At 65.8% G+C, this 16,197-nt stretch carries 2 protein-coding genes; both read right to left on the bottom strand.

Features of this window, described 5'->3' with window-relative positions:
* A partial coding sequence (locus A5699_RS18775; RefSeq protein WP_157561333.1) for an amino acid adenylation domain-containing protein occupies positions 1–1,879 on the bottom strand: 1,879 nt, incomplete at its 3' end.
* Positions 1,876–16,197: non-ribosomal peptide synthetase (locus A5699_RS18770; RefSeq protein ID WP_067772075.1), on the bottom strand; the 14,322-nt coding region annotated here is incomplete at its 5' end. The genes A5699_RS18775 and A5699_RS18770, both read right to left, overlap by 4 nt.

Raw genomic sequence — 16,197 nt, 5'->3', positions numbered from 1 at the left:
TGCCCGTACCGACACGTGCCGCCAGTTGACCCACCGAAGGCGCCTCGAACACCGCGCGCACGGCGAGATCGGCGTCCAGGCTGCTGTTGATCGCGTTGATCACCCGAGTTGCCGACAGCGAGTCCCCACCGAGATCGAAAAACGAATCGTCGATCCCGACCCGCTCCAACCCGAGAACCTGGGCGTAGATGCCGGCCACAATCTCCTCGACCGCGGTGGTCGGGGCACGGTAGGCCTCGGCATCGGTGTAGTCCGGCGCCGGAAGGGCACGCCTGTCGAGTTTGCCGTTGACCGTCAAGGGGAGCGCCGCCATCACCACCACCGCGGTCGGCACCATGTAGGCCGGCAGCCGCTCCGCCAACGCGGTGCGAACCTTGTCGGGATCGATTGCACCCAAATCACTTTCGGTGACATAGCCCACCAGACGCTTGTCGCCGGGCACATCCTCGCGAACGATCACCGCCGCCTGGTCGACATCGTCGAGGTCAACCAAAGCAGATTGAATCTCCCCCAACTCGATCCGGTACCCACGGATTTTCACCTGGTCATCGGCACGGCCCAGATACTGCAACTGACCGTCGGCGCCCCAGGACGCCAGATCGCCGGTGCGATACATCCGGGCGCCCGGTGCACCGTCTCCCCCGAACGGGCACGCCACGAAACGTGACGCAGTCAATCCGCCCCGGCGCCAGTAACCGCAGCCCAACCCGGCACCGACCACATACAGCTCGCCGACCACACCCATCGGCGCCGGCTGCAATGATTGATCCAAGACAAAGAAGCCGAGGTGGGCCAGCGGCACCCCGATCGGGCTGGCGGTGCTTTCAGCGTCGACTTCGACGATCTCGCGGAACGAGGCGTGCACCGTCGTCTCGGTGATGCCATACATGTTGATCATGCGCGGCGAATCCGGATGGTTGTCCAGCCATGGTCGAAGGCGTTGCGGTTCCAGCGCTTCCCCGCCGAACACCACTGTCTCCAGCTTCAATTGACTGCCAAGTTCGGGTTGCAGCGCATCGACGGACTGCAGGGCATAGAACGCAGAAGGAGTCTGGCTCAACACGGTGACCTGTTCGGCCACAAGCAAGGCATGGAAGTCCTGTGGTGAGCGGGCCACGGTCTCGGACACCACCACCAACCGGCCGCCGTACAGCAACGCGCCCCAGATCTCCCAGACCGAGTAGTCGAAGGCCAACGAATGGCTCTGGGTCCAAACGTTTTCCGTCAGATCCATGTCGCGATCAAGCGAACCCAACAACCGCACCACGTTCCGGTGGGTGATCGCCACCCCCTTGGGCACACCAGTGGTGCCGGAGGTGTATATCAGGTAGGCGATATCATCGGGGCTCGGCACCGGTAACGCGGCGCTTCGCTGGTCTGAAATGCGCGCATCGTCGAAATCGAGGACAGGCAAACCATATCGGGCCAACCTGTCGGCCAATCCCGCGGTAGTCACCCCAATCACCGGTGCGGCATCATCTAGCACGAACTCGACCCGTGCGTCAGGATGCATCGGATCGATCGGCAGGTATGCCGCCCCGGTCTTGAGCACCGCCAGGATCGACACGATCGCCTCGAGGCCGCGGGGAAACAGCAGCGCCACACGCTGTCCCGGTCCGGCGCCGCATCCGGCGAGTCGGTGCGCCAACCGGTCTGAGTCCTCATCGAGTTCTCGGTAGGTCACCGAACGACCCTCGAAACTTGCCGCCACCGCCTCCGGGGCACGGGCCACCTGCGCGGCGAACAACACCGGAATCGACTCCGACACAGGCGCCAGTTCGGTCAGCACTGCGCGATTGCCCCACCCGTCCAATCGGGTGTGCTCATCCTCATCCAGGAAATCCATCGACGACAGGCGCCGACTCAGATCAGCCGTCATGACAGCCCTTCCACTTCGGCGGTCATCGCCACGAGCACCCGGCGTAACCGTTCAATCAGCCGCTCAACACTGTTCGTGTCGAAAACATCGGTGCGAAACTCCACTGTCCCTCCAATTCCGGCAGGTTCACCGGTTGCGCTCCAGCGCTCACCCAGGGCGAATGTCAGGTCCGTTCGCGCGGTGTGGGTCGCCGCAGGTAATGGGGTGACGTGCACGTCACCCAACGCCAGTCCGGCGGCGGAGTCACCGCTGTGCTGCCACGCCAAGTTCTGCCAGGACAAGATCACCTGCACCAGCGGGTGATGGGTCAGCGATCGAGTTGGCTTGAGCCGATCGACGACCATTTCGAACGGCACATCCTGGTGCTCGAAGGCAGCCAGGCTCTGCCGTCGGACCTGTTCAAGGAGTTCGGCAAGAGTTGGATCGCCGGAGAGGTTCACCCGCAGCACGAGGGTGTTGACGAAGAACCCGATCAGATCGTCCAGTGCCGGGTCGTCACGCCCGGCGACGGTTATCCCCACCGCCACATCCGAAGTGGCGCCGAGCTTCGACAGCAGTAGCGCCAGGGCGGCCTGCACGACCATGAAACTGGTCGCGTTGTACTGGCGTGCCACCTTGGCCACGCGGTCCTGCAACTCGGCCGGCCAGTCCACCGCTACGCTCGATCCGCGGTAATCGGCCACCGCCGGATAGGGCCGGTCGGTGGGAATCTGCAGACGATCGGGCAGTCCGGCCAAGGCATCCTGCCAGTAGTTCAACTGTTCGGCGATGCGGCTATGACCGTCGCTGAGGTCACCGAGATACTCGCGTTGCCACAATGCGTAATCGGCATACTGCACCGGCAGGGGTTCCCAGGCCGGTGCGCGCCCCCCACATCGGCTCGCGTAGGCCGCACCGAGGTCGGCCACCAGTGGGGTTACCGACCACCCATCTGCGGCGATATGGTGTACCACCGCCGCCAGCACGTGTTCGCCTTCACCGACTCGGAAGACCGCTGCCCGCAAAGGTATTTCGGTGGCGAGCTGGAACGGGTGCCGGGCCACCACACCGATGGCGTCCGTCAACCGGTCAGCCGACCACCCAGAAGCGTCGACAATCTGCCAGCAGGGCCGCGCCTGATCCGGTGGTACCACTGTCTGCCGTGGCGTGCCGTCCGAGACGGTGAACAGTGTGCGCAGGCTCTCATGTCGGCCGACGACATCCGTCAGCGCTTGACCGAGCGCCCCCACGTCCAGATCGCCGCTCAGCCGCAGCGCGACGGCCATGTTGTAGACCGGCGACGGCCCCTGCAGCTGATCGAAGAACCACAACCGTTGCTGCGCATAGGACAACGGGATGAAGTCGGGGCGGGTAACCGCCCGAAGGGCAGGACGGGCTCCGTCGCACTGATGTCGCTCCAGGTACTCCGCGAGGCTTGCGGCGGTCGGCGCGTCGAACAGGTACCGCACCGGCACCTCGCGGCCCACCGCCGACTGCAGCCGTGCACTGACCCGAGTCGCGGTCAACGAATCTCCGCCCAAGGCGAAGAAGTCGTCATCGAGACCAACCTGCTCAAGACCGAGCACGTCGGCGAATGCCTGGGTGATCGTCTTTTCGATCGGTGTCTGTGGCGCCCGGAAGGCGGTAGCGGCAAACACCGGTTCGGGCAACGCTTTACGGTCGATCTTTCCCGAGGTGGTGAGCGGGAACTCCTCCAGCACCATGATCTGACTCGGCACCATGTACTCGGGGAGCCGTTCTGCCAACCACTGGCGTACCACGCTGACCTTGCTGTTGGCATCGGGATCGTTGGCGTAAGAGCTTCGCTGCCGGCTACCGGCACGCGGCACATAGAGATCTGTGAGTACCCCGGCGGCCGCCGCGTCTTCCTCTGAAATGAAGACCGCATCGACGGTGCCCGGCTGTGCGCCCCAGGTCACCGCGACCCGATATCCCGCGGCCTCGCCCAATCGGTAAAGCTGCTCGGGCGTGACCGGGTCAGCCGGGGCGGACACCTCGGTCACCGGGAGGCCAGCGGCCAAAGCCTGTTCAGCCATCACGTCGGCAATCACGCCGTCCCGCGGAATCGCGATGACCCGCACCATGTTCGGGCGTTGCGACGTCAACTCGACATGCAGCCCACTCAACCCCGCGCAGTCGCTCCACACCCACGCTGGGGCGGTCGCCGGCGAGCACATCTGCACCGGCGCCTTGTGGATGACGACGTCGTAGCGGTAGTGGGTCAGCTCATTGGCGGATTCACCGCGTTTGACCTGGATGTCCAACCCGGCCACGACCGAGTTCTCTGCCGCCCAGGTGGTGAAGAACTCTGGCGCCAAGAGCAATTCCGGATCACCGAGCAGTGCTCGCTGGACCCGCTGGCGGATATCGTCAGGGTCTTCGCTCGCGTTCCGGGCCAGTGCCACCCCGGTCTGGAAAGCACCTTGCAGACTGTGGTTGCGTACATCGCCGAGGAACAGCCGGCCGCCGGGTGCCAAGAGTTCGACAGCTTTGCCGATGACCTCGGACAGATATGCAGCATTGGGGAAGTACTGAATGACCGAGTTGAGGACGATGGTATCGAAGTGATTCGCGCGCAGACCATCGGTCACGTGGGCCGGCTGGGCCAGTAATTGCACGTGGTTCCGCCACGGAACCTGCATTCGCTCAAGCGAATCCGCCAAGGATTCCATTGCCACGGCCGACATGTCGGTGCCTACATACTGTTCACAGTGCGGCGCCACCTGCGACAGGATCAGACCTGAGCCCGCGCCGATCTCCAGCACGCGCCGCGGCCGCAATGCCAGAATTCGATCCACGGTGGCCGAACGCCACTCCCGCATCTGCGCGAGCGGGATCGCCGCGCCGGTGTAGCTGCTGTTCCATCCTCGGAAATCGCTGCCGAACTCCGGGGTCTCGGCCTGCGCGTCGTACAGTTCGTCGTACATCTGCTGCCACTGATCGACGACTTCGGCATCGTGATCGGCCGTGCTGGACTGTTCCAGGGCGACATAGGCGACCAGATGATCAGCGGAGTCTCGGTGACACACCGCCGCAGCGGCCCGGCTTACCTGCGGACAGGCCAGCAGAGTGTTCTCGATCTCCCCCAACTCCAGCCGCTGCCCACGCAATTTGACCTGCGCATCAGCCCGGCCGAGGTACTGCAGCTCCCCGCCCGGGGCCCACCGCACCAGGTCTCCTGTCCGGTACATCCGGTTGCCCGGATTGCCGAAGGGGTTGGCAACGAACCGATCCGCAGTGAGCTCCGATCGTCCGGCGTAACCCCGAGCCAACGGCATCCCGGCCAGGTACAGCTCGCCCACCACGCCGACCGGCACCGGCTGCAGCCGAGAATCGAGCACCAGCGCACACACCCCGGGGATCGGGGCACCGATGCCGACCGGTTGTCCCGCCGTCAACGGCGCCGTACAGGTCGACCAGATGGTGGCTTCGGTGGGGCCATAGGCGTTGTACATGGACCGCCCCGGCGCCCAGGCGGCCACCAACTCCGGCGGGCAGGCCTCCCCGGCTGTGAGTAGGGTGTCCAGTCGCTCGGCCAACTGAGCGCGATCCAGGGTCGCCAGCACGGTCGGCGTGATCACTCCCGCATCGACCCGTTGGTCGTGCACGAGCGCCGTCAATGCCTCCCCGGCGTAGGAGTCCGGCGCTGCGATGACCGAAGCCGCTTGGCAGCCGACCGCCCAGATCATCTCGAAGACCGAGGCGTCGAAAGTCGGTGCAGCCACCATCAGCACCCGGGAAGGCCAGCCGGCATCGAACAGATTGCGTTGCGCGGCAGCCACACCCACCAATCCGGCGTGGCTGACTGCCACACCTTTGGGGGTACCGGTGGAACCTGACGTGAAGATGACATACGCAGCGTCGTCAGTGCTCAACGGTGCCGACCGGTCAGCGTCGGTGACCGGATCGGCCGACCAGTTCGATACGTCCAACTGATCGACGCATAGCACCGAACGGTCGCCGGCGCCGGCTACGGTGTCAGAGCCGTAGGTCAGCACGCAGGCCGCTTCGACGGTGTCCAAGACGGTCGCGACCCGGTCGGCCGGATGGGCACGGTCCACGGGCACGTACACACCACCGGCCTTGAGCACCGCCCACCAGGCCACCACCAACTCGGCAGACCGACCGATCGCCACCCCCACCGCGCGCTCGGGCCCGACTCCGGTTCCGATCAGCAACCGGGCCAACCGATTGGACCACTCGTCCAGTTCGCGATACGACAGCTGCCGTGACCCATCGATGACGGCCACCGCGTCGGGCGCGGCGGCCACCGCATCTTTGAGCAACTGATCGGCCGGCGCCACCGGCGCATCGACTCCAGAGCCAGACCAGCTGTGCAGCACCAGTTCTCGTTCATCCTGTCCGAGCAGGCCGACCTCGCCCACCACGACCGATGGATCGGCCACCACCGCCGTGACCACCCGGTCGAACCAGCCCACCAGCCGCTCGATGCTGGACCGCTCGAACAGATCCGTGGCATAGGTCAGCACTCCGGCAGCCATCGGCCCGCCGTCGCCAGGCACTTCGCGAATGTCGAAATCCAGATCGAACTTGGCGGTCCGGGTGAGCACTGAGACCGGCTCGATGTCTGCGCCGTCGAGGGACACCTCCGGTAACACGTTGTTCTGGAACACCAACGCCACCTGGAACAACGGATGATGTGACGTCGAACGCGCTGGATTGAGCTGCTCCACCAACAGCTCGAACGGCACATCTTGATTGGCGTAGGCATCCAGCGCCTTCTGCTGTACCCGATCCAATACTTCGGTGAATCGCAAGCCGGGATTCACCTCTACCCGCAGCACCCAGGTGTTGACGAAGAACCCCACCAGATCGTTCAGTGCGGCATCCATTCGACCGGCGATGGCGGTACCCAACGCCACATCGTCACCGACGCCGGCCCGGTTCAGTACCACGGCGGCGAGCGCCTGCAGCATCATCGACGCTGTGGCGTGGTGTTCGGTCGCCACAGCCTTGAGCCCGGCCCACTGCTTCGCGCCGATGCGCAACTCCACGCCCTCACCGCGATAGCTCGGCACCGGCGGGCGCGGCCGATCCGTCGGCAGCGACACCACCTCCGGCAGGTCCGCCAGCTCGCGCCGCCAGTACGCCAGCTGCCCGGCGATCCGGCTGCCCTCGTCGGCCAGGTCGCCGAGATGCTCACGCTGCCACAGCGTGTAGTCGGCATACTGCACCGGCAGCGGCCTCCAATCCGGAGTCCGGCCGCCGTGGCGAGCCCCATAGGCCGCCGCCACATCGCGCACCATCGGTGCCATCGACCAACCGTCAAAAGCGATGTGGTGGAAGATGATCCCGAGTACATACCGGTCGGAATCGACCTTCCAGAGCCTGGCGCGAATCGGAGGCTCGGCGGACAGGTCGAACCGATATCCCGCCAGTGCCACCAACTCGGCGGTTACTTCATCCTCTTCCTCGACGGCCGACAGCGACACCATCGTCGGACCGCCCCGACGCCACATCCCAACCTGCGCGGGCAGCACCTGTTGTGATGGCACCCCGTCGACGTCGATGAACACCGTGCGCAGGGATTCGTGGCGGGCGATCACGTCGTCCAGCGCCGCGCCCAGTGCCTCGACGTCCAACGCACCGTTGATCCGGAACGCGATCGGCATGTTGTACGTGGCTGCGCCGTCTTCGAATCGGTTGAGGAACCAGAGTCGTTGCTGGGCATACGACAACGGGATGACGGCGGGGCGCGGTTGCGGGATCAACGGGTCCCGCCCGCCTGCGCCGGCGTCGACGCGGGGCGCCAGTCCGGCGACAGTTGGAGCATCGAACAGGGTCCGCACGGCCAGCTCGGTGTCCAAGGCGGTGTTCACCGCGGCGATCAGCCGCATCGCCGACAATGAATCGCCGCCGAGATCGAAGAATGAATCGTCGACGCCGACTCGATCCAAGCCGAGCACCTCGGCGAAGATGCCGGCCAGAACCTCTTCCCGGGGCGTGTCCGGAGCCCGGTACCGAGCCGTGTCGGTGTAATCCGGTGCCGGTAGGGCCCGCTTGTCGAGCTTGCCGTTGACCGTGAGCGGCAGGCCCTCGATCACGACCACAGCCGCAGGCACCATGTACGCGGGCAATCGCGTGCCGAGTTCGGCTCGAATCCCAGCGGGATCGACGGTCCCCGGAAGCATTTCGGTCACATAGCCGACCAGACGCTTGTCACCAGGACGATCCTCTCGCGCGATCACCGCGGCCTGGTCGATTCCCTCGATACCGGCCAGAGCCGCCTCGATCTCGCCGAGTTCGATGCGATAGCCGCGGATCTTGACCTGCTCATCGGCGCGGCCGCCGTACCGCAACTGGCCATCGGCGCCCCACGACACCAGATCTCCGGTGCGATACATCCGCGCCCCAGGGCCACCGAACGGGCAGGCCACAAAACGCGAGGCGGTCAATCCGGTCCGACGCACATAACCCACCCCGACCCCACGGCCGGCCACATACAACTCTCCGACCACCCCCGGCGGCACCGGACGCAGGAACCGGTCCAACACAAACAACGCCGCGCCCGGAACGGGTAAACCGATCGGCACCACCCCACTGCCAGGCTCCAAGGGAGCACTGACCGTGGCGTACACCGTGGTCTCCGTGGGACCGTAACCGTTGATCATCACCCGACCCGGCGCCCACCGATCCACTACCTGCGCCGGACACGCCTCGGCAGCCACCATCAGCGCTGCCACCGACTCCAGCGCCACCGGCGACAGCATCCCCACCGCCGAGGGGGTCTGACTCAACACCGTGACGCCCTCGTCGACCAGCAGCGCCTGCAACTCCTGCGCCGACCGAGTGGTGTGCTCGGGAACCACCACCAGGCGGCCGCCATGCAGCAGCGCTCCCCAGATCTCCCAGACCGAATAATCGAACGCCAGTGAGGAACACGCCGCCCACACTTGCTTTGGCACCAACGCCACACCGACATCCATGCCATCGAACAGCCGCGTCACGTTCTGGTGGGTCACCGCGACGCCCTTGGGCAGCCCGGTGGTCCCCGAGGTGTAAATGATGTGGGCGATATCGTCAGCAGCCGGCACCGGCAACGCCGTCGCCGGTCCGTCCCCGAGACGGGCATCGTCAACCTCGACCACCGGTACACCCCAACGCGCCACCCGCCCGGCCAGAGCGCCGGTGCTCAGCACCGCCACCGGTGCAGCGTCGGTCAACATGAACTCGACGCGCGCATCCGGATGAGCCGGATCGATCGGCAGATAAGCCGCACCGGTTTTCAACACCGCGAGGATCGACACGATCGCCTGCGCCGAGCGTTGCAGCATCAGCGCCACACACTGCCCGGGACCAGAACCCATACCGATCAGATGGTGCGCCAACCGATTCGACGCCACATCCAGCTCGCGGTACGACCACGACCGGCCCTCGAACCGCACCGCCACCGCCTCCGGCGACTGATCCACCTGGATGGCGAACAACCCCGGAATCGACGCCTCCACTGTCGGTGCGGTCAACGCCTGCCGATGACCAAGGACATCCAGACGCGCCACCTCGGCCGCATCGAGTACATCAACCGACGACAACAACCGCGACGGATCCCCCATCATCGCCACCAGCACCCGCCGCAACCGCTCGACCAACACCTCGATGCTGGACGCATCGAACACATCGGTGCGGAACTCCACCAACCCGGTGATACCGTCGGCGGTCCCGGATTCCGTATGGCGCTCGGACAACGCGAACACCAGATCCATTCGAGCAGTGCGCGTTTCGGCCGGAAGCAGCGTGGCGCGGGCCTCACCCAGCGTCATTGCCGAGGCCGGGTCGCCGCCGAAGTTCTGCCAGGACAGCATCACCTGGACCAGCGGATGATGGGTCAGGCTGCGGGTCGGGTTGAGCCGCTCGACCAACACCTCGAATGGGACGTCCTGGTGTTCCAGGGCGGCCAGACCACGCTGGCGCACCTGGTTCAGGATGTCGGCGACAGTGGGATCACCGCCCAGATCGACCCTGAGTACCAGCGTGTTGACGAAGAAGCCCACCAGCTCGTCGAGAGCCGGATCATTGCGGCCGGCTGTCGCGATACCCACCGGAACGTCGCTGCTGCCGCTGAGTGCCGACATCAGCACCGCCAGGGCGGCCTGCACCACCATGAAGCTGGTCACGTTGTGTTCCCGAGCCACCCGGGCGATCTGCTGTTGCACATCGGCGGGCCAATCGATGGCCACACTCGAGCCCCGGTAATCCGCGACCGGGGGATACGGACGATCCGTTGGCAGCGCCAGGGTCTCGGGCAGATCAGCGAGGGCGTCCTGCCAGTAGGCCACCTGGGTCCCGATCACGCTCTCCGGGTCGGTATCCGATCCAAGCCACTCTTGCTGCCACAGCGCGTAGTCCGCATACTGCACCGACAATGGAGCCCAGTCCGGCCCTCGGCCCGCACACCGGTTGACGTAGGCCTTCTCCAGATCGGTCACGAACGGGTTGATCGACCAGCCGTCAGCAGCGATGTGGTGCACCACCGAGATCAGCACGTGCTCCCCGTCGGCAACCTGGAACAGGGTGACGCGCAGAGGAATCTCGGTGGTCAGGTCGAAGCAGTGCCGTGCCGCGGCACCGGCCGCCTCGTCGAGTCGGTCCGACGGCCACCCGGTGGCGTCCACGAATTGCCAACCCGGGTCCGCCTGTCCGGCCGGCACGATCACTTGCCGGGGGACCCCGTCGACCACCTTGAAGACGGTGCGCAGGCTCTCATGACGGCCCACCACGTCGCGCAGTGACAGGCTGAGGGCATCGGCGTTCACCGGTCCGGTGAGTCGCAACGCCACGGACATGTTGTAGATCGGAGAGGGGCCCTGCAACTGTTCGAGGAACCACAGCCGCTGTTGGGCGTACGACAGCGGGAGGACCGGCGGCCGCTGCTGTGGGATCAACCGCGCCCGGCCGCCTGAACCGGCATCGATGTGCGGCGCCAACTGCGAGACGGTGGGCGCATCGAACAACGTGCGCACCGAGAGGTCCGCATCAAGGGAGCTGTTGATCTCGGCGATCACCCGCATCGCCGACAGCGAATCGCCACCAAGGTCGAAGAACGAGTCGTCGACACCGACCCGGTTCAGACCGAGGACTTCGGCATAGATCCCGGCCACGACTTCTTCGATCACGGTGCTCGGGCCTCGATAGCCCCCGCCGGCGTACTCGGGCTCGGGCAGGGCGCGCTTGTCGAGTTTTCCGTTGACCGTCAACGGCAGTGCTTCCAGCACCACCACCGCTGAGGGCACCATGTAGGCCGGCAACCGCTCGGCCAGCGCACTGCGGGCCGACACCGGGTCCGCGCTTCCGGTGACGTAACCGACAAGCCGCTTGTCTCCGGATCGGTCCTCGCGCGCGACCACCACGGCTTGCTGGACCCCTTCGAGTCCGGCGAGCAGCGATTGGACTTCGCCGAGTTCGATGCGATAGCCGCGGATCTTGACCTGTTCGTCGGCGCGGCCGGCATACCGCAACTGACCGTCACTGCCCCACGACACCAGGTCTCCGGTGCGATACATCCGAGCGCCGGGAGCCCCGTACGGGCAGGGCACAAAACGCGATCCGGTCAAGCCCGGCCGTCGCACATAGCCGACTCCGACACCTCGGCCGGCGACGTACAACTCGCCCACCACTCCGGCCGGCACCTCCCGCAGCCACGGGTCAAGGATGAACAACGCCGCACCCGGCACCGGGCGACCGATCGGCACGATGGTCGGGCCGCCTGTCGTCGCCCTCTGCAACGGAGCGCTGATCGTGGCATATACCGTGGTCTCCGTAGGACCGTAGCCATTGATCATCACGCGGCCGGGCGCCCAACGATCGACCACCTCGGGCGGGCAGGGTTCCGCGGCGACCATCAAGCCGGTCACCGACTCCAGACCGGCCAGTCGCAACATCCCTACCGCAGAAGGGGTTTGGCTCAACACGCTCACCTGGTGGTCGACCAGCAGCGCGTGCAGCTCGGCAGGTGACCGCGTCACCTCATCAGGCACCACTACGAGATGGCCGCCGTGGAGCAGCGCTCCCCACATCTCCCACACCGAGTAATCGAAAGCCAGGGACGCACACTGCGCCCACACCTGCTCCGGGCCCATGGCCACACCGACGTCCAGGCCGTCGAAGAGCCGCGTCACGTTCTGGTGGGTAACCGCCACTCCCTTGGGAACTCCCGTCGTCCCCGAGGTGTAGATGATATGGGCGATATCGTCAGCAGCGGGCATCGGCAACGGGTCGGCGGACTGCTGCCCGATCTGCGGATCAGCCAGATTGATGACGGGTACCGCAGTTTCGGCCAGACGCTCGGTCAATCCATCGGAGGTCAGCGCCACGACCGGAGCGGCGTCGTCAAGCATGAACTCGATACGGGCGTCGGGCACTGCCGGATCGATCGGCAGGTACGCCGCTCCGGATTTCAACACTCCCAGGACGGCCACGATCGCCGCGACCGACCGATTCAGTAACAGCGCCACACACTCGCCGGGGCCGGCGCCTTCAGCACCGAGCATGTGGGCCAATCGATTCGATGCCTCGTCGAGTTCCCGGTAGGACATGGACCGGCCGGCGCAACTGACCGCAACCGCATCAGGGGCCCGGGACACCTGACGGGCGAACACGGCCGGGATGGAACTCTCGTGCACCTGCTGACTCAGGACGGCACGATGCCCAAGCGTATTCAGCCGCACCCGCTCGGCGACGTCGAGCATGTCTACCGTCGACAACCGGACGGTGGGGTCGGCGGTCATCGCCGTCAACACCCGCTGCAGGCGATCCACCAGGGTTTGAACGGTGGACGCATCGAACACGTCGGTCCGGTATTCGACCAAGCCGGCGATTCCCGCCGGTTCCCCGGTGTCGGCGCTGCGCTCAGCCAGTAAAAACACCAAATCTGTTTTGGCGGTGTGCGTTTCGGCGTCCATCGGCGTCGCTTCGACGTCACCCAGCGCCAGTCCGGCCGTCGAGCCACTACTGTTCCAAGGCAGGTTCTGCCAGGTGACCATGACTTGCACGAGCGGGTGATGGGTCAGTGACCGGACCGGGTTGAGCCGCTCCACCAGCACCTCGAAGGGCACATCCTGGTGTTCGAACGCGGCCAGGCTGCGCGCTCGCACCTGTTCCAACAACTCGGAAACGGTGGGGTCGCCGGCTACGTCGACCCGCAACACCAACGTGTTGACGAAGAATCCGACGAGCTGATCGAGCGCCTGATCGCCACGCCCGGCGGTCGCGATACCGATGGCGACATCGCTGGTGGCACTCAACTCTGCCAACAGCACCGCCAATGCGGCCTGAACCACCATGAAACTGGTGGCATTGTGCTCCCGCGCCACCCGGGCGACCTGCTGCTGCACCTCCGCCGGCCACTCCACGGCCACACTGGCCCCGCGATAATCCGCAACCGCCGGATACGGCCGATCGGTCGGCAATTCGAGCCGCTCGGGCAATCCCGCCAGCGCCTGCTCCCAGTAACTGAGCTGTGCCGAGATCACACTGTCGGCATCGGAGACCGACCCAAGCCAATCATGTTGCCATAGCGTGTAATCGGAGTACTGAACCGGCAATGGCAGCCAGTCCGGAGCGTGGCCATCGTCACGGCTGGCATAGGCGACGGCCAGGTCCGTCACCAACGGGGCAATGGACCAACCGTCGGCTGCGATGTGGTGCACCACCGCCGTCAGCACGTGCTCGTCATCGGCAACGTGGAACAGCGCCGCTCGTAAGGGAATCTCGGTAGCCAGGTCGAACGTGTGGCGGGCGACCGCTCCGACTGCCTCGTCCAGTTGGTCCGTCGACCAATCGCGGGCGTCGACGATGCACCAGCCGAAATCGGCCTGCTCGGCGGGGATTACCACCTGTCCCGGCACTCCATCTACAGAGACGACGAGCGTCCGCAGACTATCCTGGCGGGACACCACATCGGCCAGCGCCTCACCAAGCGCGTCGGCATTCAGCCGCCCGTGCAACCGCAGCGCCACCGCCATGTTGTAGATCGGTGACGGGCCCTGCAACTGCTCGAGGAACCAGAGCCGCTGCTGCCCGTAGGACAACGGCACTGCCGCAGGCCTCGGCTGCGGCGTCAACGCCGGCCGGGCCGCCTCACCTTGATGCTGGTCCAGGTATTCGGCCAGCTTTCCGACCGAGGGTGAATCGAACAGGCAGCGCACCGGAACCTCACGGCCCAGTGCCGACTGCAGGCGGGCACATACCCGGATGGCGATCAACGAATCCCCGCCCAGGGCAAAGAAATCATCGTCGAGACCGGCGCGGCCGAGCCCGAGCACCTCGGTGAACACCTCGGCCACCGTCTTCTCGGTCGGCGTCTGCGGGGGCCGGAATGACGTCGCGACGAAGGTGGGTGCTGGTAGCGCCCGACGGTCGATCTTGCCGGAGGAAGTCAGCGGTAGCTCATCGAGCACCACGATCTGGCTCGGCACCATGTATTCAGGCAGCCGCTCTGACAACCACTGCCGGACCTCCCCGATCTTGGCGTTGGTCTGGGGGTCGTTGGCGTAACCGCCACGCTGACGGGCATCGATCGGCGCCAGATAGAGGTCGGTCAACGCCGGCGCAGACCCGTCCCCGGGGCCTGCCACAAATACGGCATCAAGCGTTCCGGATTGCGCGCCCCAGGTGACGGCGGTGCGGTATCCGCTCGCCTCCCCCAGCAGGTACAACTGTTCGGGCGTGACACCGGCATCGACAGCCGCCGCGGCACCGGCCTGGGCTTCGGCCAACGGTAGACCGGAGGCGAGCGCCTGTTCGATGAACACATCGGTGATCACACCGGCTCGCGGTATCGCGCTGACCCGCACGAGGCCAGGCCGTTGCGAGACCAACTCGGCGCCCAGGCCGTTCAGTCCAGCACACTCGGTCCACCACCAGGTGAGCGCACGGGCCAGCGAGCGCACCTGGGTTGGCGTCTTGTGGATGACGACGTCGTAGCGGTAGCGGGTCAGCTCGTTGTCTGATTCACCTCGTTTGACCTGAATGTCGATTCCGCCCACAGCCGGGTGATCGGAAGCCCAGGTGGTGAAGAACTCTGGGGAGAGCAGCAATTCGTGTTCCGCGAGTACCGCGCGCTGTACGCGTTGACGGAGTTCGACGGTGTCGGTGTTACCGATTCCACTGCGCGCCAAAGCGATGCCGGTTTGGAACGCACCCTGCAGGCTGTGGTTGCGCACATCCCCGAGGAACAACCGACCGCCTGGTACCAACAACTCCATGGCCTTGTCGATGACCTCGGCCAGGTACTCCGCACTGGGGAAGTACTGGATGACCGAGTTGACGATGATGGTGTCGAAGTGGCCGGGCGGCAAACCATCGGTGAGATGCGCGGGCTGAGACAGCAGATGGACCCGAGCCCCCCAAGGCTCACCGGCCACGGCGGCGGTGAGTTTGGCGACCGTCGCCGTCGAGAAGTCCGTACCCCAGTATTCCTCGCACGCCGGGGCCACCTGGGAGAGCACCAATCCCGAACCGACGCCGATCTCCAGCACCTGCCGTGGTTGTAGCGCCAGGATTCGGTCGACCGCCGCCGAACGCCATTCCCGCATCTGCTCCAGCGGAATCGGCTCGCCGGTGTAGCTGCTGTTCCACCCGCGGAAATCGCTTCCGTATTCCGGTGTGTCGAGTTCGGCATCATAAAGCTCGTCGTAGATGTGCTGCCATTGATCGACGACATCGGCCTCATGGTGGGTCGCGGCGGACTGTGCCAGGGCGATGTAACCGACCAGGTGGTCGATGCCGAGTTCGCTGTGATGGACTGCGGCCGCCGCGCGACTGACCTGCGGGCAGGCCAGCAGCGTGTTCTCGATCTCGCCGAGCTCCAACCGCTGCCCGCGCAGCTTGACCTGTGCGTCAGCGCGACCCAGGTATTCCAAAGCGCCGTGTGTGGTCCAGCGCACCAGATCACCCGTTCGATACATCCGCTCCCCTGGACCGCCAAACGGGTTGGCCACGAACCGATCCGCCGTCAGGTCGGACCGGCCCACATATCCGCGCGCCAACACCGGACCGGCCAGATACAGCTCGCCCACGACCCCCACCGGCGCCAGGTGCAGCCGCGCGTCGAGCACCAGAGCGCAGGTTCCGGGGATCGGGGCGCCGATGCGGACCGGCTGTCCGGCCGCCAGTGCGCTCCATGTGGCCCAGATGGAAACCTCGGTGGGACCATAGGCGTTGTACATGGCCCGTCCGGGCGCCCAGGCGCCGACCAACTCCGGCGGGCAGGCTTCGCCGCCCGTGACCAGGGTCTCAAGCCCACCGAGCCGCATGCGGTCCAGGGTGGCCAGGACTGTCGGGGTGATCAGGGCGGCGCT

The organism is Mycobacterium sp. E802 (genome assembly GCF_001666875.1).
Classification (GTDB): Bacteria; Actinomycetota; Actinomycetes; order Mycobacteriales; family Mycobacteriaceae; genus Mycobacterium.
Note: the sequence above shows the minus strand (reverse complement) of the source record. Positions and strands in the feature narration are given on the sequence as shown.